General features: G+C 75.3%; 8 protein-coding genes. 2 read left to right on the top strand and 6 right to left on the bottom strand.

What is annotated here, in order from left to right:
* Positions 1-25 precede the first annotated feature (25 nt).
* A complete protein-coding gene (locus C593_RS0127770) occupies positions 26-1,237 on the bottom strand; it encodes a pyridoxal phosphate-dependent aminotransferase (RefSeq protein WP_018850596.1) in 1,212 nt (403 codons plus the stop codon).
* Between the two features lie 380 nt (positions 1,238-1,617).
* On the opposite strand from C593_RS0127770, the gene C593_RS0127765 reads away from it, so the two are divergent.
* Entirely contained in the window at positions 1,618-2,415 is a 798-nt protein-coding gene (locus tag C593_RS0127765; protein ID WP_051093830.1) for a putative protein N(5)-glutamine methyltransferase, read from the top strand.
* A gap of 180 nt (positions 2,416-2,595) precedes the next feature.
* Here C593_RS0127765 and C593_RS31120 read toward each other — a convergent pair whose 3' ends face one another.
* Together C593_RS31120 and C593_RS0127755 are read right to left on the bottom strand one after the other, a co-directional pair.
* Positions 2,596-4,866 carry a BTAD domain-containing putative transcriptional regulator gene (locus C593_RS31120; RefSeq protein WP_158686878.1) on the bottom strand — a complete coding sequence of 757 codons (2,271 nt, stop codon included), beginning with the start codon at positions 4,864-4,866 and terminating at the stop codon, positions 2,596-2,598.
* A gap of 301 nt (positions 4,867-5,167) precedes the next feature.
* On the bottom strand, positions 5,168-6,754 hold the full coding sequence (locus C593_RS0127755; protein ID WP_026278137.1) for an aminotransferase class III-fold pyridoxal phosphate-dependent enzyme: 1,587 nt from the start codon (positions 6,752-6,754) through the stop codon (positions 5,168-5,170).
* A gap of 204 nt (positions 6,755-6,958) precedes the next feature.
* Here C593_RS0127755 and C593_RS0127750 point away from each other — a divergent pair, with 204 nt between their 5' ends.
* Positions 6,959-7,534, top strand: a complete 576-nt coding sequence (locus tag C593_RS0127750) for a flavin reductase family protein (RefSeq protein ID WP_106434780.1) — start codon at positions 6,959-6,961, stop codon at positions 7,532-7,534.
* A gap of 70 nt (positions 7,535-7,604) precedes the next feature.
* Here C593_RS0127750 and C593_RS0127745 read toward each other — a convergent pair whose 3' ends face one another.
* From C593_RS0127745 to C593_RS0127735, 3 genes are all read right to left on the bottom strand, one after another.
* Positions 7,605-8,405 (bottom strand): thioesterase II family protein, encoded by an 801-nt coding sequence (locus C593_RS0127745; protein ID WP_018850591.1) that lies wholly within the window; start codon positions 8,403-8,405, stop codon positions 7,605-7,607.
* A 129-nt stretch (positions 8,406-8,534) separates the two neighbouring features.
* A complete protein-coding gene (locus tag C593_RS0127740) occupies positions 8,535-15,215 on the bottom strand; it encodes a type I polyketide synthase (protein WP_018850590.1) in 6,681 nt (2,226 codons plus the stop codon).
* A 126-nt stretch (positions 15,216-15,341) separates the two neighbouring features.
* Positions 15,342-18,479, bottom strand: a 3,138-nt coding sequence (locus C593_RS0127735; RefSeq protein WP_018850589.1) for a type I polyketide synthase, incomplete at its 5' end; no start/stop codon positions are given.

Raw genomic sequence — 18,479 nt, 5'->3', positions numbered from 1 at the left:
GGGGCGGTCGGCGTGATCAATGCGCCTAGTGCTGGCTGTAGCCGTCCAGGAACGTGCCGATCCGGGTCACCGCGTCCGCCAGGTCCTTCGCCGCGGGCAGGGTCACGATCCGGAAGTGGTCGGGTTCGGGCCAGTTGAAGCCGGTGCCGTGGACGACCATGATCTTCTCGGCGCGGAGCAGGTCGAGGACCATCTCCCGGTCGTCCTTGATCTTGTAGACCGAGGGGTCCAGTCGCGGGAAGAGGTACAGCGCCCCCTTGGGCTTCACGCAGGTGATCCCGGGGATCCGCGTCAGCAGCTCGTACGCGGTGTCCCGCTGCTCCAGCAGGCGCCCGCCGGGCAGGACGAGCTGCTCGATGGACTGCCGGCCGCCGAGGGCGGTGGCCACCGCGTGCTGGGAGGGCATGTTGGCGCAGAGCCGCATGTTCGCCAGGATGGTCAGGCCCTCGATGTAGGAGGCCGCGTGCGCCTTCGGGCCGCAGACCGCGAGCCAGCCGGAGCGGTAGCCCGCCACCCGGTAGTTCTTGGAGAGCCCGTTGAAGGTGAGTACCAGCAGATCGGGGGCGACGGCGGCGGTCGGGGTGTGCGTGGCGCCGTCGTAGAGGATCTTGTCGTAGATCTCGTCCGAGCAGACGACCAGGTTGTGGCGGCGGGCGATTTCGGTCAGGGACCGCAGCATCTCCTCGTCGTAGACCGCGCCCGTCGGGTTGTTCGGGTTGATGATCACGATCGCCTTGGTGCGGTCGGTGATCTTCCGCTCGATGTCGGCCAGGTCCGGCATCCAGTCGGACTGCTCGTCGCAGCGGTAGTGCACGGCGGTGCCGCCGGAGAGCGAGACGGAGGCCGTCCACAGCGGGTAGTCCGGCGCCGGCACCAGGACCTCGTCGCCGTCGTCGAGCAGCGCCTGCATCGACATCTGGATCAGCTCGGAGACGCCGTTGCCCAGGTAGACGTCCTCGACGTCCAGGTCGATGCCCTTGGTCTGGTAGTGCTGCATCACCGCGCGCCGCGCCGTGAGCAGGCCCTTGGCGTCGCCGTAGCCGTGCGCCCCGCCGACGTTGCGGAGGATGTCCTCCAGGATCTCCGGCGGGCACTCGAAACCGAAGGCCGCCGGGTTGCCCGTGTTCAGCTTGAGGATGCGATGACCTGCTGCCTCCAGCCGCATCGCCTCCTCCAGGACCGGGCCCCGGATTTCGTAACAGACGTTCGCGAGCTTCGTGGACTGGATCACCTGCATGACGCGAGCTTACGGGTGCGGCGCCGAGATCGCCCCCGGCTCCGGTCGCGCAGGGGCGGGGGCGTATGTCCCGTTTTGCTGCTTCTGGTGGTCGCGGCGCCCCGTGCCCTTGGAAAACGGGCCGCGGCGGTCGGTACGCCTGCGATTCCTGCCCCTGTGGCGGCTGTGTTGCGCTCGTCACCCTGCGGGGCGGGGTGCGGTAGGGTGTGCGTCCCCACGCAGGCCGCCGACCGTACGCGGCCCCGCGGAGCGACCCGAGGAGGTGAGCCCGATTTCCGCACACGCAGGCCGGGCGCCCGCCTCCCGCCGCCGCGTCGCCGACCGGGCACAGTAACCGGGCGCGACCGCCGGGTGCCCCTCGGTACCCGAAAGGCTGTCCCATGCCCCTTCCCTCCCCTACGTCCCCGCCGCACCGTTCCGACGTGGTCGCCGCGCTGCGCGCCGCAGGCTGCGTCTTCGCGGAGGACGAGGCCGCGCTGCTGAGCGGCGCGGCCCTTGACGAGACGGCGCTGCGCGAGCTGGTCGCCCGCCGCGTCGCCGGTCTCCCGCTGGAACAGGTCCTCGGCTGGGCAGAGTTCCACGGCCGCCGGGTGGCCGTGGACCCCGGGGTCTTCGTACCCCGCCGCCGCACCGAGTTCCTGGTCGAACGGGCCGCCGCCCTCGGCGCGCCCGGGGACGTCGTCGTCGACCTGTGCTGCGGCACAGGCGCGGTCGGCGCGGCCCTGCTGCACGCCCTCGGCGACGGCGAACTGCACGCCGCCGACATCGATCCCGCCGCCGTGCGCTGCGCCCGGCGCAATCTCGCGCCCCTGGGCGGTCTGGTCCACGAGGGGGACCTGTACGCGGCCCTGCCGGCGGGGCTGCGGGGGCGGGTCGGCGTCCTGGTCGTCAACGCGCCGTACGTGCCCACCGCCGAGCTGGGCCTGCTGCCGCCGGAGGCCCGCGACCACGAGCCGCCGGTCGCCCTCGACGGCGGGGCGGACGGACTGGACGTCCAGCGCCGGGTCACGGCGGGCGCGGGCGCGTGGCTCGCCCCCGGCGGCGTCCTGCTCATCGAGACCAGCCGCCGCCAGGCACGGCGGACCGCGGCCGCCTTCACCGCCCACGGGCTCACGGCCACCATCGGCGTCTGCGAGGACCGGGACGCCACGGTGGTGACCGGCACCCGCCGGTCCTGACCCGGGCGGGAGGCTGAGACTCGGGCTGTGGCCCTGACCCGGGCAGGCGGCCGGGGCTCGGGCCCGGCGGCGGGCCGGGCCCACCGGGCCCGCCAGGCGCGGCCGGGGCGCGTCGGCGGTGGCGGCCGCCACTCGCCGACTCCGATCCGCGCGCGGCGGCCGGGGTGCCCGGCGGAGTGGTCAGGCGCGGGGCGCGTCCCAGGGGGCGCGGGCCAGGCTGAGGTCCGCGGGGAGGGCCAGGGAGTCGAGCAGCCGGCTGACCGTACCGCCCGCCTGCTCGTCCATCGTGATCACCGTGGTGTAGTGGCTGTTCGTCAGTGCCGGGCGGCGGCCGAGGAAGTCGGGGGCCGCGCCCGCCACGACCAGGGCCTGCACCTGCCGACCGGGGTCCGCCAGGGACTCGACGAAGTCCAGGAGCGCGTCGTCGGCGCGGTGCATGTCGTCCACGATCAGGACCAGCGGCCGCTCCTTGGAGGCCGTCTCCAGGAACTGGTACCAGCTGTCCAGCCACTCGCCCGTGCCGAAGCCCTCCTCGGGGCGGACCGCCGGGTCGACGAACGGAGCGAGCCGGGCCGCGAGCCAGTTGGCCCGGCCCTGCTCGCCGACGAGCCGGTGCAGCACCGCCTCCAGCTTCGCCCGCGCCGTCTGGGCCGAGTCCTGGCCGGAGATACCGCAGTACGCGGAGAGGATCGACCGGTGCGCGACGAACGCGCCCGCTCTCGGCGCGGGCGGACCGCACCAGAACACCACCTGCGCGGAGCGCGGGTTCTCGTCGGCGAGCTGCCGGAAGTCCATCAGCATCTGGGTGCGCGCCGCCCCGGAGGAGCCGAGCACCGAGACCAGGTGGGAACGGGACCAGCGGCCGGTGTGCACCATCAGGCTGTGCAGCAGGTCGAGTTCACCGCCGTAGTCGGACTCGCTGTCCAGCCCCGGGTACCCGAACACCCCGGTCTCCGTGGCGACATGGCGCAGCTGCCAGCGCAGCGGGGAACCTGCGGGCTGGGTGAAGACGTAGCCGGGACCGGCCGCCTCCCGGGTGTCGGGGCAGACCTGGATCTCGCCGTCCGGTACCAGCGGCAGCATCGCCTGGCAGGCGTGCAGCAGGGCACCGCTCGCCGACAGCGGGGCCGTGCCGGGCTCGCCGCCGCGCCGCACCAGTGCCTCGCCCGTGACGATCGCGGTGCGCAGGACGACCTCGCCCGGCATGGGCGCCCCGCCGGCGCCGGGTTCGGCCGGGCAGGCGAAGGCGGTCCGCAGGGCGCCGGCCGCCTGGACGGCGCGTTCGGCGTGGTCGGACGCGGGCGCCTGGGCCGGGAACAGCCCCAGGGTGTCGGCGCCCATGGCGGCGGCCACCGTGCCGCCCCGGCTCTCGATCTCCTGCCGGATGCGGGTCCCGGCCCGGTCCAGGGCCGCGTCGGCGTCGGTCCCCTCGGGGGTGTCCGGGCTCAGGCCCGTACGGACCAGGACGACGCTCACCTCCTGGCGTACCGGCACCTCCTGGCGTACCGGCGCGGTGGCGGCCACTGGTACGGGCAGGGCGGCGGCCTCGGGGGCGGGACGGGGCTCGGAGCCGGCGGCGGTCGCGGACGGCGCCCGGCCGTCGGGCGGCAGGAGCGCGAGGCCGTCCGGGGCGGTCGTCCGGGGCGGGTCGGCGGGGCCGCGGGGCACCGGCATGGTCACCAGGGCGGCGGGCGGGGCGTACTGGAGGGCCGGGTCCTGCATCAGGATGGCCTGCTGGAGCAGCTGGAGCTCGCGGCTGGGCTCCAGGCCCAGGTCCTCGACGAGGGAGGAGCGCAGCCGGCTGTAGACGCCGAGGGCGTCGGCCTGCCGGCCGCAGCGGTACAGCGCGCGCATCAGCTGGCCGCAGGAGCGCTCGCGCAGGGGCTCGGCCTCGACGAGCGCTTCGAGTTCCCCGAGGACCGCGTAGTGCCGCCCGCAGGCGAGTTCGGCCTCGAAGCAGTCCTCCAGCACGTCCAGCCGGGTGTTCTGCACGGTCGTCAGCTCCGGCCACATGAAGCCGACCTCGACGAGGTCGGCGAGGACCGAGCCGCGCCACAGCTTCAGCGCGTCCCGGAGCTGACGGGCCGCCTCCTCGGAGGCGCCCGCCGCCAGATGGATGCGGCCCTGTTCGACGCGGCGGCTGAACAGGTGGAGGTCCACCTGCTCGGGCGCGACGTCGAGGGCGTAGCCCGGGGCCTGGGTGCGCAGGGTGACCGGGGCCTGGGTGTCGTCGGCCGCGGCCAGGCGTCTGCGCAGCCCCCAGATGGCGTTCTGCAGGATCTTGCGGGCGGTGGCCGGTGCCTCCTCGAGGCTCCACAGGGCCCGCAGGAGCTGGCTGGTGGGGACGACCTGGTTGGGCTGGAGGAGGAGGAACCCGAGTGCGGCCCGCTGCTTGCTCCCGCCGAGCTCGATGGAGCGGCCGCCGGAGACGACCTCCAAGGGTCCGAGCATCCGGAACCACATAACTCTTCCCCCCGTAGTCGGTGAGACTCTGTGCCACACAATACAAACCGTAGGTACGGTTTTTCAAGAAGAAACGAGCCAGCGCCCAAGGGGTGAGACAGGTGCTCCCCAGTCCGCGGTGCGGTCGAGAGAAGGTGCCCATGTCCGTTGCGGAGAGGCATAGATGGTGGTCAGGGGCGGGTGGCGAGCGGCAGCGGCGGTGTCGTCCGACGCCGCCGCCGCTGCCGTTCGAGGCCGTTCAGAAACATGGACATGCGATCGGTTTCTGGTGGCCGATGGGGTGAAATGTCTACGATGCCCCGATCGCCAGGGGGCGCTGGTAGCCGCCGCGGACGATGTCGCAGGTGTCCCTCAGGGCCGTCTCCAGGTGCCGGATCTCCTCGTCCGTGATGTACACCGACGGCTCGAAGCGCAGGGTGTTCGCCGCGCTCGCGGTGGGGAAGGTGCGGATCCGGTGCCCGCCCAGCAGATGCCCGGCCACCAGATAGCCGAACAGGCCGTTCTGGGCCGCCTCCTGGACCGGCGGCGCCGGAGCCTCGGACTGGTCGTGGAACTCGAAGCCCAGCATCAGGCCCCGCCCCCGCACCTCCTTCACCACGTCCGGGAAGTCGGCCCGCACCGACTCCAGGGCCGCCCTGATCCGCTCGCCCCGCTCGGCCGCCAGGCGGTAGGCCGCGCCGTCGTCGGCCTCCAGGAGGTCCAGGACCTTGAGCGCGATCCGGCTGGAGAAGCCGTCCTTGGCGAAGGTGGAGCTGTGCACCAGCTCGAACTCGGGCCGGTAGCGGGACTCCCGGATCAGCAGCACGGAGATCTTGGCCAGCCCGCCGCCCAGGCTCTTCGCCAGCGTGTAGTAGTCCCCCTCCAGGCCGAGCGCGGTCGCGGCGAGGAAGTGGCCGGTGCGGCCCATACCGCTCTGGATCTCGTCCACGACCACCGGCACCCCGGCCGCCGCGCACACCTGCCCCACCTCCGCGACGAACTCGGCGGGCAGCTCCCGGATGCCGCCCTCGCCCTGCACCGGTTCCAGCAGGAACGCGCAGAACACCGGCGCCTCGTGCTCGGTCGCCGAGACCGCCCCGTCCGCCACGGCCAGCCCGTGCAGTACCGCCCGCTCCTCGTCGACGAGCTTGCGGAGCACCCCCGGCTGGTCCACCGGCACGAAGCGGGCCTGCGCGGCCAGCGCCTTGAACGGCGTGCGGTAGCCGTCGTTGTGGGTGAGCTGCACACTGGCGGCCAGCTTGCCGTGGAACGCGCCCTCGGGGGCGAGGAACAGCGGTGCCCGGGCGGCCCGTTCGGCGTTGCGGCGGGCGAGCGCGTCCACCAGGGCGTCGGGCGCCGCGCCCGCGGGCTGTGCCAGGCCGAGCCGGCGCCACAGCTCCGGGGGTACCGAGGCCGTGCCGTCCAGCAGGGCCGTGCGGGCGGCGGCCAGTTCGGCGTCCGCCGCCGCGGTCGCCTCGGCGAGCCGGCTCACCCGGTCGAGCTCGGCGTGCTTCAGCGCGGCCTCGTTCGCCTCCGCGCCCGAGTTGGCGAGAATGGCGAACCAGTTCTCCGAGGAGCCGGTCTCGCGGCGCACGATCCGGTTCAGTTCCAGCGCCAGCAGGTTGGCGTCCGGACGCACCGAGAACTGGGCGTGCACCGGGACGCCGGAATCCAGGAGTTCCTTGGCGAGCGCGGTGATCTCCGGGTGGTGGTGGCCGAGCATCAGGGAGCCGTAACCGCCCGCGAAGTCGGTCACCGGAATCTCTCTGCCGTCCGCGCCGAGGCGGTAGAGAGTATTTCCCTCGGCGCGCACGTATTCGGCGTCCAGGCCGGCCGTCGCGAGTACCGAACCCAAATAGGGTTCGGCGAGCTGGAGTCGTTCTGCTTCGGAATTCATGGTCTCCCCTTGTCCCTTGTCCTGGGCGGCCCGGCCGCCGTCCCGGGAGCCTAGGGCCGCCCGTTCCGGCGTCCCGTCAACGCGCGGTAACAGCGGGGTCATTCGCGTCCTGCGGCGGGAAGGAGTTCGGGATTACCCGGCGGTTGCGGCGCCCGAATCGGATTCCGTTACGTTCGGAGCCATGGCCGAATCAAAGAGGGTGACATGAATCCTGTATCTGACCGGATATCGACCGGGTCGGTGGCCGCGGGTTCGGCGACCGGCCTCCGTACGCCCGTTTCCGCCGACGCGCTCAGGGATGTGATGGCGCAGTTCGCCACCGGTGTCGTCGTCATCACCGTCGGCGGCGAGCACATCCACGCCATGACGGCCAACGCCTTCAGCTCCGTCTCCCTGGACCCGCCGACCGTGCTCTGCTCGGTGGCCCACAGCGCCGTGATGCACCGCGCGATCACCGCCGGGCGGGGCTTCGGGGTGTCCATCCTCGCCGACGGGCAGGAGCCGCTGGCCCGCCGCTTCGCCGACAAGAAGCGCACCCTCGGGCGGGCCCAGTTCGACGGCGTCGACTGGCGTCCGGGCGAGCACACCGGGGCGCCGCTGCTGTCCGGGGCGCTTGCCTGGCTGGAGTGCGCGCTCGACGCGGGGCTCGACTCCGGCGACCACACCGTGTTCGTCGGCCGGGTCCTGGGCGCGGGGCGCGGCACCGACCGGGACGGGCACGGGCTGCTCTTCTTCGGCGGGCGGTTCGGCAGCGCACCGCGCGGGGCCGTGGCGCACTGAGCGTGACACGAGGTTGCGGGGCGGGAACCCTTCCGGAAGGGTTCCCGCCCCACCGTGTTGCCGCGTGCTCTCAGCCCGGCGGCGTGGGCACGGCGAGCGCGGACGCGATCACCCCGGCCACCCGTTCCGTGTGGGCGTCCAGGTAGAAGTGCCCGCCGGGGAAGGTCAGGAACGCGCCCGGCTCGGTCGAGTGGGCGAGCCAGCCCTCCGCGTCGCCGGGCGGGACCACCGGATCGTCCTCGCCCACCAGCACCGTGAACGGGATGCCGAGCGCCGGCCCGGGCGTCCAGCGGTAGCCGGCGAGGGCCCGGTAGTCGGCGCGCAGGGCGGGGAGCACCATGCCCAGCAGCTCCGGCTCGTCCAGGACCCGGCTCCCCGTTCCGCCGAGCCGCCGGATCTCGGCCACCAGCGCGGTGTCACCGCTCAGCCGGTCGCTCCGGCGCGGCTCCGGTGAGGGCGCGCCCCGCCCCGACAGGAACAGCCGCTCCGGTGCGGGCACCCCGTGGCCGTGGAGCCTGCGCGCGGTCTCGTAGGCGAGGGCCGCGCCCATGCTGTGGCCGAACAGCGCGTACGGACGCCCGTGGCCGAGGCCGGTCGCCAGTTCGGCGGCCACCGTCTCCGCGAGGGCGGTCAGGGACTCGGCGGGCGTCTCCAGGCGGCGGTCCTGGCGGCCCGGGTACTGCACCGCGAGGACGTCGACCCGGGGAGCGAGCGCCCGGGAGAGGGGCAGATAGGCGCTGGCCGCGCCCCCGGCGTGCGGGAAGCAGATGAGCAGCGGGCCGCCGTGGCCCTCCGCCGTGCCGCCGAACCGGCGGAACCAGTGGCCCTCCAGGCGGGGCGGGGAGCCCGTCGTGCCTTCCGTGGTCGTCATGTCAGGTGTCCCGTCCGGCGGCCGGTCCCGCCCCCTCGGGGGACGGGACCGGCCGCCTTGCTCGTGCGTGGAAGTGCTGGTCGTGGTCGTGGTCGTGGGGAAGGGGAGGTCGTGCGGGGCCCTGGGGACTCAGCCCTGAAGGGCGGACGAGGCCGGGGTGACGGGCGCGGCCGTCGGTGCGGTCGGGGCGACCGTTGCGGGCGGGGCCGGGAAGAACCCGGCGCGGACGAAGAAGTCCATGTAGCGGCGGAACAGGGCCGCCGTCATCGGAGGGCAGTCGACACCCGTACCGGCGAGGGCCCGTTCGGCCACCGCGGTGTCGACCGGCGGATAGAACGCCTCGTTGGCGGAGGCCATCATCTCGAACGCCTCCATCAGCGGCAGCATCACGTTGTCGGGGTCGGACTTCACCGCCCCGCTCCACGCGTCCCAGTCCAGCTCCGCCAGCTCGTAGCCCTGCGCGCGCAGTTCGCCGACGAAGCCCGCGAAGCTGCCATGGCTCTGGTTGTAGAGGTGGAAGGTCCCGCCGGCCGACTCCGGGCGCCGGGACAGCGCGACCACGGCCGCGCTGACGTAGTCCACGGGCGTCAGGTGCACCTTCCCCACCAGACCGGACGGCACCGCCCCCGCCTGGACCAGCCCGCGCAGGCTCAGCCACACGAAGTCCCGTGTCTGGCAGGCGCCGTTGACCGTGTCGCCGGAGATCACGTCGATGCGGTGGACCGAGACCGGCAGCCCCCGCTCGCGGGCGAGGCCGACGACCTGCTCGGCCACCCACTTGCTCTGGAGGTAGCCGCTCGGCAGCGCCTCGGCGGGCCCGGTCGGGTCGTCGACCCGCAGCGGCACCCCGCCCGCCAGCTCGCCCGCGAACACCCCGGTGGTGGAGAGGTAGTGCACCGGCACCGTGCGGTGCCGGGCCGCGAGGCGCAGCACCTCCCGGGTCCCGTCCACGTTCGCCGCCTTCAGGGTGGTGAAGGGGTGCAGCCAGTGCACCGTCGCCCCCGCGTGGTACACGGCGTCGGCGGTACGGGCCAGCTCGTCGAACGCGTCCTCGGAGAGCCCGAGCAGGGGCTGTGACAGATCGCCCACGACCACCCGCAGCCGGCTCTCGTCCACCTGGTCCGCGACCTCGTAGAAGCGCAGGTTCTCGCGCAGCCGCCGCATGCCGTCGGCCTCGTCGGCCGCGCGCACCAGGCAGTGCACGGTCGCCCGGGTCTCCCGCAGCAGGTCCCGCAGCAGGAACGCGCCGAGGAAGCCGCTCGCCCCGGTCAGCAGGACGTGGTCCGGGTCGGGTGCGCAGCGCACGGTCTCGGCCGCCGGGACGATCTCCTCGTCCAGGACGATCTCGGCCGCGAAGTCGACCTGTTCACGGCCCGGCGCGCCGCCGTCCCCGGCCGGTGCGACCAGCAGCTCCCGCAGGAAGCCGGCGAGCGCGGACAGGCTCGGGTGGTCGAAGACCACCGTGGCGGGCAGGGGCGTGCCGAGGGCCGCGGAGAGCCGGTTGCGCAGCTCGACGGAGGTCAGCGAGTCGAAGCCCAGCTTCACGAAGGGCTGCTCGGTCTCCAGGGCCGCCGGGTCGGGGTGGCCGAGGATGCCCGCCGTCTCGCCCGCCACGAACTCCAGGACGACGCGGTGCTGTTCGGCCGCGCCGAGACCGGCCAGCCGCTCGGCCAGGTTCCCCTCCGCCTGCGGGGAGTTGCTCGCGGCCCGCCGCACCGGCCGCCGCACCAGGGCGGTCAGCAGCAGCGGCACCTGGGCGGGCTGCTCGCGCATCGCCACCAGGTCGAGCCCGGTGAGGACGGGCGCCGGACACGGGTCGCCGAGGGCGAGGTCGAGCAGGGCCGGACCCCGGTCCTGGGACACCGGCAGGAACCCGGCGCGCGCGATCCGGGCCAGGTCGGCCGCGTCGAGTGATCCCGCGATGCCGTCCGACTGCTGCCACAGGCCCCAGGCGGCGGAGGTCGCGGGCAGGCCGTGCGCGGCGCGATGGGCGGCCAGCCCGTCCAGGAAGGCGTTTGCGGCCGCGTAGGAGGACTGGCCCGCGCCGCCGATGACACCCGCGATGGACGAGAACAGCACGAAGGCGGAGAGGTCCAGCCCCCGGGTCAGCCGGTGCAGGTTCCACGCGGCGTCCGCCTTGGGACGCAGCACCGCGTCGAGTCGGGCCGTGTCCAGGTCGGTGACGAGTCCGTCGTCGATGAGACCGGCGGTGTGCACGACTCCGGTCAGCGGGTGCTCGGCGGGGATCGCGGCCAGCACGGCGGCCAGCGCCTCGCGGTCCGCCGCGTCGCAGGCCACCACGTCCGCCTCGGCGCCGAGGGCGGCCAGCTCCTCGACCAGCCGGGCCGCGCCGGGGGCGGCGGGGCCGCGCCTGCTGAGCAGCAGCAGCCGGCGCACCCCGTGGCGGGCGGCGAGATGGCGGGCGAAGAGGGAGCCGAGGCTGCCGGTGCCGCCGGTGACGAGCACCGTTCCGTCCGGGTTCCAGGCCCCGGCCGGGGCCGGTCCGGTGCTCCCGCCGCGGGCCGTCGTGCTCCCGCCGCGGGCCGCGGCGCTTCCGGCCCCGGTGGGCGGGGCGGGGGTGCGGTGGACGCGGGGGACGAGGACCCGCCCGCCGCGTACCGCCGCCTGCGGCTCGCCGGACACCAGCACCGAGGAGAGCACCGCCCCCAGCCACGGGTCGCCGCCGGCGTCCGTGTCGACCAGGACGATACGGCCCGGGGCCTCCGACTGCGCCGAGCGCAGCAGGCCCCAGACGGCGGCCGACGCCAGGTCCGTGACATCCTCGCCGGGTGCGGTGGCCACCGCACCCCGGGTCAGTACCACCAGCCGCGCGGACCCCGTCCGTTCGTCGGCCAGCCACCGGCGGACCAGCTCCAGGACCCGGCCGGTGCGCGCGTGCAGTTCGGCGACGGGGTCGGCGGCGTCCGGGGCGGCGGGGCCGTCGGCGTCCGGGGCGTGACCGTCCCGGACGCCCGGGTACGCGTCCGTCACCAGCACCGCGTCCAGCCCGCCGCCGTCCGCCGCGAGGGCACGGGCCGCCGCGTCCACGTCCGCGAACCGGGGGCCCGCCACCGGGCCCGAGCCGCGACCGGCGCCGGGGCCGCCCAGCACACCCCAGGTGACCGCCCGCCCCGGCGGGTCCAGCGCGACCGGGGACCAGGCGACATGGAAGGCCGCGTCCCGCAGCCGCTCCCCGGCCGGGCCCAGCTCCTCGGCGGCCAGGGCCCGGTGGACGACCCCTCGCGCGGAGGCCACCGCCTGCCCGGCCCGGTCGGCCAGCTCCACCGACCAGCCGCCGTCACCGCCCGCCGGGACGGCCCGCACCCGCAGGAAGGCCGCGCCCGTCGCGTACAGCTCGAACCCCTCGCGCAGTGCGACGGCGACGGCCTCCCGCGCCGCCGGGCCGCCGCCCAGGGCGGGGGTGCGCAGGGCCGCGTCCAGCAGGTCCGGGTGCAGTCCGAAGCCGGCCCGCTGCGCGTGCCGTTCCTCGGGCAGCTCGATCTCGGCGTACACCTCCTCGCCCAGCCGCCAGGCGGCGAGTACGCCCCGGGCCGTGTCCGCCGCCTCCAGCGGGACGCTCTCCGCGTCGGCGGGCGGCCAGGAGACGGGCGCGGGCGCGGCGGGGGCGGCCCGGCCGCCCGGGGCGAGCCGTCCGGTGGCGTGCGCGGCCCAGGGCACATCGGCCCCGTCCGGACGGCTGTACAGGGTGAACGCCCGCTGCCCGTGACCGTCCGGCTCCCGCACGGACAGCCGCAGATGCAGGGGGGCGTCCGCCGGGAGGACCGGCGGGGCGTGCACGGTCAGCTCGGCGAGAGCGCCCGCGCCGAGCGTGTCCCCGGCGCCGACCACCATGTCCACCACGGCGGCGGCCGGCAGCACCCCGGTGCCGGACACGGTGTGCCCGGCCAGCCACGGGTGGCTGCGCGGCGACACCCGTGCGGTGAACAGCGCCCCCTCGGAGTCCGGCAGGTCCACGACCGCGCCGAGCAGGGCGTGCCCGCCCGGCACCAGACCGAGCCCGGCCGCGTCGGCGGGCCCGTCCCCGGGCGCGACCCAGTACCGCTCGTGCTGGAAGGCGTAGGTGGGCAGCGCCACCGCGCGGGCGCCCGTGCCCGCGAAGTACGCCTCCCAGTCGATCCGTACCCCGCGCTGGTGCAGCGCGCCGACCGCCTGGGCCAGCACGGTGGGCTCCTCGTGGTCCCGGCGCAGGGCGGGGACGGCCAGCAGGGCGTCCGGGTCCTGGACGCTGTCGTGCGCGAGGGCGGTGAGGACCGCGTCCGGGCCGATCTCCAGGAAGGCGGTCGCCCCCTCGGCCTCCAGGGCGCGCACCGCGTGCAGGAACTTGACGCCCTCCCGGACCTGGGTGACCCAGTAGTCGGGCGAGGTGAGCTGCGCGGCCGTCGCGGGCCGGCCGGTGACCGTGGACACCAGGGGGATCGCCGGTGCGTGGTAGGTCAGTTCGGCGGCGACGGCACGGTAGGCGTCGAGCATCCCCTCCATGTGCGCCGAGTGGAAGGCATGGCTGACGGAGAGCCGCTTGACCGCCGCGCCGCGTTCCCGCCAGTGGGTGGCGACCGCGTCGACGGCGTCCTCGTCGCCCGCGACCACCACGGACCGGGGGCTGTTCACCGCGGCCACGCACACCGCGCCGCCGTGGCTGCGCAGCGAGGCGGCCACATCGTGCTCCGGCGCCTGGACCGCGAGCATCGCGCCGTGCTGCGGGGCCGACTGCATGAGGCGGGCGCGGGTGGTGACGAGGCGGGCGGCGTCGGGGAGGTCGAGGACGCCTGAGAGGTGGGCGGCGGTGACCTCGCCGATGGAGTGTCCGGCGACGAGGTCGGGGGTGATGCCCCAGGTTTCGAGGAGTCGGTGGAGGGCGACTTCGACGGCGAAGAGGGCGGGTTGGGTGTATTCGGTGCGGTCGAGTCCGTCGCCGGTGGTGATGACGTCGTGCAGGGGGCGGTCGAGGTGGGGGTCGAGTGCGGTGATGGCGGCGTCGAAGGCTTCGGCGAACGCGGGGTAGGCGGCGGCGAGTTCCTGGCCCATGCCGATGCGCTGGGCGCCCTGTCCGGTGTAGAGGAAGGCGAGCTTCCCGGTACCGGCCCGGGTGCCGGTGGTCAGCGCGGGGTGCCGGGTGCCCTCCGCCAGGGCGTGCAGGGCCTCGCGGAAGGTGCCGGGGTCGGCGGCCGTCACCGTCGCCCGCTGGTCGAACGCGGACCGTCTCGTCGCCAGGCTGTGGCCGATGTCCAGCGCCGACAGCTCCGGATGCGCCTCGGTGTAAGCGAGGAGCCGCGCGGCCTGGTCCCGCAGGGCGGAAGGGGTCTTCGCGGACAGCGTCCACGGCACGACCGGCAGCTCCCGCACGGCGGACGGGACTTCCTCCGTACTGTCGGGCGCCTCCTCGATCACCACATGCGCGTTCGTCCCGCCGAAGCCGAACGAGGACACACCGGCCCGGCGCGGACGTCCCTCCGGCGCCGTCCAGGCGCGGGCCTCGGTCAGCAGCTCCACCGCACCCGCCGACCAGTCGACGTGCGAGGTCGGGGCGTCCACGTGCAGGGTCTTCGGCAGGACGCCGTGGCGCATCGCCTGGATCATCTTGATGACCCCGCCCACGCCCGCCGCCGCCACCGAGTGCCCGATGTTGGACTTCAGCGACCCGAGATAGAGCGGCCGGTCCTGCGGACGGTGCCGGCCGTAGGTCGCGAGGAGGGCCTGCGCCTCGATCGGGTCGCCCAGCCGCGTGCCGGTGCCGTGCGCCTCCACCGCGTCCACATCGGCCGTGCCCAGCCCGGCAGAGGCGAGCGCGTCCCGGATGACCCGCTCCTGGGAGGGGCCGTTCGGTGCCGTCAGACCGTTGCTGGCGCCGTCCTGGTTGACGGCCGAGCCCCGGATCACGGCGAGCACCGGATGCCCGTTCCGCCGCGCGTCGGACAGGCGCTCCACCAGCAGCAGGCCGACCCCCTCGCTCCAGCCCGTCCCGTCCGCGCTCTCGGCGAAGGACTTGCAGCGGCCGTCCGCCGCCAGCCCCCGCTGCCGCGAGAAGTCGACGAAGCCGTTCGGTGAACCGGAGACCGTCGCACCGCCCGCCAGGGCGAGCACCGACTCGCCCGAGCGCAGCGACTGCACCGCCATGTGCAGCGCCACCAGCGAGGACGAGCAGGCCGTGTCCATGGAGACCGCCGGGCCCTCGAAACCGAAGGTGTAGGAGATCCGGCCCGAGGCGACACTGCTGAGCTTGCTCGTCATCAGGTAGCCCTCGAACTCCTCGGGGCCCTCCCGGTCGAGATAGCTCTGCTCCACCACCCCGGCGAACACGCCCGTCCGCGACCCCTTCAGCGACGCCGGGTCGATGCCCGCGCTCTCGAACGCCTCCCAGGCCGCCTCCAGCAGTACCCGCTGCTGCGGGTCCATGCCGAGCGCCTCACGCGGCGAGATGCCGAAGAACGGCGCGTCGAACTCGGCCGCCCCGTCCAGGAACCCGCCCTCGCGGGTGTACGAGCGGCCCGGCTTCCCGGGCTCCGGGTCGTACAGGCCCTCAACGTCCCAGCCGCGGTCGGCCGGCCACTCGGTGATCCCGTCCCGGCCCTCGCGGACCAGCTCCCACAGGTCCTCGGGGGAGCGCACCCCGCCCGGATAGCGGCACGCCATCCCGACGACCGCGATCGGCTCGTCCCGTGCCGCCTCCAGGTCGGCGATCTTCTGGCGCGCCTTGTGGAGATCGGCCGTGACCCACTTCAGGTACTCGACCAGCTTCTCCTCGCCGGCAGGACCAGTGGTCTGGTTGGTCTGGTTGGACTGGTTCGACATGGCGGTTCGGTCTCTCCTCGTGTCGGCGGGGCGCACCCGGTGCGCCCCGCTGGGTCAGGGGTCCTGCGCGGGCCGGCGGCCACCGGACCCCGCCGCCGCGCTCGCGGCGGCGGGGTCCGGTGCCGCTCAGCTCGCGGTACGGCCGAGCTGGTTGTCGATGAACGCGAAGATCTCCGCCGTGGAGGCCGACTCCAGCGACTCGGCCGCGTCGGGCCCGCCCGCGTCACCGGGCGCGCCGGCGCCCGCGTCCGCGAGCCGGGACAGCAGCGCCTCCAGCCGCGCCGACACCGCCCGCCGGGTCTCCTCGTCGTCGCCCGCCGTCGCGAGGACGCCCTCGAAGCGGTCGAGTTCGGCCAGGGCACGGTCCGCGCCCCGCGCCTCGCCCAGGTCCATGCGGTCCAGCAGATGCGCCGTCAGCGCCGTCGGGCTCGGATGGTCGAAGACCACCGTCGACGGCAGCCGCACCCCGGTCTGCGCGGTCAGCCGGTTGCTCAGGTCGACGGCCGTCATCGAGTCGAAGCCCAGCTCCTTGAACGGGTGGTCCGGCTCCACGGTGTGCGCGCCGGACCGGCCCAGCACCGTCGAGATCTCCGCCCGGACGACGTCCATCACGGCCGCCTCCCGGTCCGCGGCGGGCAGTTCGGCGAGCCGGGCCGCCAGGGCCCCGTCACCGTTCCCGCCGTCCCCGGACGCGGCGGAACGCCGTCCGTTCGGCCGGACCAGGGAGTGGAACACCGACGGAACCCGGCCGTGCGCCCGCATCGCCGAGGCGTCCACGGGCAGCGCCAGCAACTGCGCCTCCCCGTCCACCAGGGCGGAGTGCAGCAGCGCCGCGCCCTCGGCCGGGGCGATCAGGCGGAAGCCCTCACGGGCGTACCGGGCCCGGCCCGCGTCGCCGATGCCCGCGCCCACACCGCCCGGCGCGTCCCACAGGCCCCAGGCCACCGAGGTCGCCGCCAGCCCGAGCGCGGCCCGGTGCCCGGCCAGCCCGTCGAGGAAGGCGTTCGCGGCCGCGTACCCGGACTGCCCGGGACCGCCGACCACTCCCGTGCTCGACGAGAACAGCACGAACGCGGAGAGGTCCAGGTCCCGCGTCAGCTCGTGCAGATACCAGGCCGCGTCCGCCTTGGGCGCGAGGACGGCGGCGGTGCGCTCCGCCGTCAGATCGGCGAGCAGCGCGTTGTCGACCGCGCCGGCCGCGTGCACCACCCCGGTCAGCGGATGCGCCGACGGGATGCCGGCGAGCAGCGCGGCGAGCGCCGCCCGGTCCGACACGTCGCAGGCGACCACCTCGGCCACCGCCCCCGCCTCCGCCAGCTCGGCGACCAGTCCGGCCGCCCCCGGCGCGTCCGGGCCGCGCCGGGACACCAGCAGCAGCCGCCGCAGGTGGTGCTCCGCGACCAGGTGCCGGGCCGTCAGCGCGCCGAGCGCCCCGGTGCCGCCGGTGATCAGGACGGTTCCGTCCGGGTCCCAGGACATGGCCTGCCCGTCGGTGCCCAGGGTCGACGCCGAACTGCGCTGCACCCGGGGCAGCCGCACGGTACCGCCGCGCACGGCGGCCTGCGGCTCGCCCGCCGCGACCACCGCCGCCAGTGCCTCGGCCGGCAGCGGCAGCGGGGACGCCCCGACGGGCCGCAGCCCGGTGCCCAGGGGCAGGCCGTCCGAACCGAGCGGCTGCTCCAGGTCCACCAGCACGATCCTGTCCGGCGCCTCGGCCTGCGCGGACCGCAGCAGCCCCCACACGGCCGCCGCCGCCAGGTCCGACACCCCCTCGATACCGGTGGTCACCGCGCCCCGGGTCAGCACGACCAGGGGCAGCTCCGCCAGGCGCTCGTCCGCGAGCCACTCCCGCACCAGGGCCAGGACCCGGCCGGTGCGCCGGTGCAGCGCGGTCACCACATCGGGTACGGCGGAGCCGTCCGCGTCCTCGGGCGTCGTGCCCGCCCAGACGCGTACGGCGTCCACGGGCGCGCCCCCGGCCGCCACCGCCTCGGCGACCTCCCGGACGCTCCCGAACGGCAGCCCGTCCTGGCCGAGGGCCCCGTCCGCCTCCGCGCCGCCCAGCACACCCCAGCGCAACGGCACCGGGGGAGCGGCCGGTTCGGCCGGCGTCCACAGCAGCCGGTACAGCGGCAGGGCGGCGCCGCCCGCCGGGGCGAACTCGGCCGCGGGCACGTCCTGGTGGACGAGCCGGTCCACCGTCAGCACCGGCTGGTCCGCCGCGTCCGACAGCGTCAGCGACAGCGCGCCGTCGTCCCGCCGGGACCAGCGCGCCCGCACGGCCGTCGCACCCGTCGCGTGCAGCCGCACCCCGGCCCAGTCGGCGGGCACCCGGACCGCTTCCGGGGGCACCGGGCCGAGGTCGCCGCGCTCCTCGGCCGCGTCCAGGACCGCTTCCAGGGCCACCTCGAGCAGCCACGGGTGCAGCCCGTACGCCCCGGCCTCGGCGGCGAGGGCGGTGTCCAGCTCCACGGTGGCGGCGACGGGGCCGGTGGCATCGGGACCGGTGGCGGCGACGGGACCGGTGGCGTCGCCCTGGGCGGGAGCGGGGGCCTCGGTGAGGACGCCCTCGGCGTGCACGGTCCACCGGCCGGCCTCTCCCTCCGGGCGGGCGTGCAGGGTGAACGCGTGCCGGGAGCCCTCGCCGTCCGCGTCCGCCGGGACGACCGAGAGCTGCACCTCCAGCGCGCCGTTGCGGGGCAGCACCAGCGGCGTCCGGACGGTGAGCCGTTCCACCGCCGTGGCCTCCAGCTCGTCCCCGGCGCGGACCACCAGGTCCACCAGGGCGGCCACCGGGACGATGGGGGTCCCCTCCACGGTGTGCGCGGAGGTGTGGTCGGCCAGCCATGGCTGCCGGTGCCGGGCCAGTGCTCCGGTGAACAACCGGGCCGCGCCGTCGGCGACGTCCACCACGCGGTCCAGCACGGCGTGACCCAGGCCGCCCGCCCCGGGGCGGCGGGCGGCGTCGCCGGTGAGCCAGTACCGCTCGCGCTGGAAGGCGTAGCCGGGCAACGTCACGCGCCCGGCACCCGGCACCGGTCCGGTGCCGGCGAAGTACGCCTCCCAGTCGACCGCGACCCCGCTGTTGTGGAGGGCGCCGAGAGCGGCCGTGACCGTCGCCGCCTCGTCCCGGCCCCGCCGCTGCGCCGCCACGACCACCCCGTCGACGGTGTCACGGGCGAGGGAGGCGAGGACGGTGTCGGGGCCGATTTCGAGGTAGTGGGTGGTGCCGTGGTGGGTGAGGGTGGTGAGGGCGTGGGTGAG

The sequence above is a fragment of the Streptomyces sp. CNT372 genome (genome assembly GCF_000377145.1).
This window is presented reverse-complemented; position numbering and strand designations above follow the sequence as displayed.

What these genes read in the sequence shown, in the direction of transcription:
- C593_RS0127765 (WP_051093830.1), top strand. Translation starts at nt 1,618, where the DNA reads ATGCCCCTTCCCTCCCCTACGTCCCCGCCGCACCGTTCCGACGTGGTC.
- C593_RS0127770 (WP_018850596.1), bottom strand. Translation starts at nt 1,237, where the DNA reads ATGCAGGTGATCCAGTCCACGAAGCTCGCGAACGTCTGTTACGAAATC.
- C593_RS0127750 (WP_106434780.1), top strand. Translation starts at nt 6,959, where the DNA reads ATGAATCCTGTATCTGACCGGATATCGACCGGGTCGGTGGCCGCGGGT.
- C593_RS0127755 (WP_026278137.1), bottom strand. Translation starts at nt 6,754, where the DNA reads ATGAATTCCGAAGCAGAACGACTCCAGCTCGCCGAACCCTATTTGGGT.
- C593_RS0127740 (WP_018850590.1), bottom strand. Translation starts at nt 15,215, where the DNA reads ATGTCGAACCAGTCCAACCAGACCAACCAGACCACTGGTCCTGCCGGC.
- C593_RS31120 (WP_158686878.1), bottom strand. Translation starts at nt 4,866, where the DNA reads ATGCTCGGACCCTTGGAGGTCGTCTCCGGCGGCCGCTCCATCGAGCTC.
- C593_RS0127745 (WP_018850591.1), bottom strand. Translation starts at nt 8,405, where the DNA reads ATGACGACCACGGAAGGCACGACGGGCTCCCCGCCCCGCCTGGAGGGC.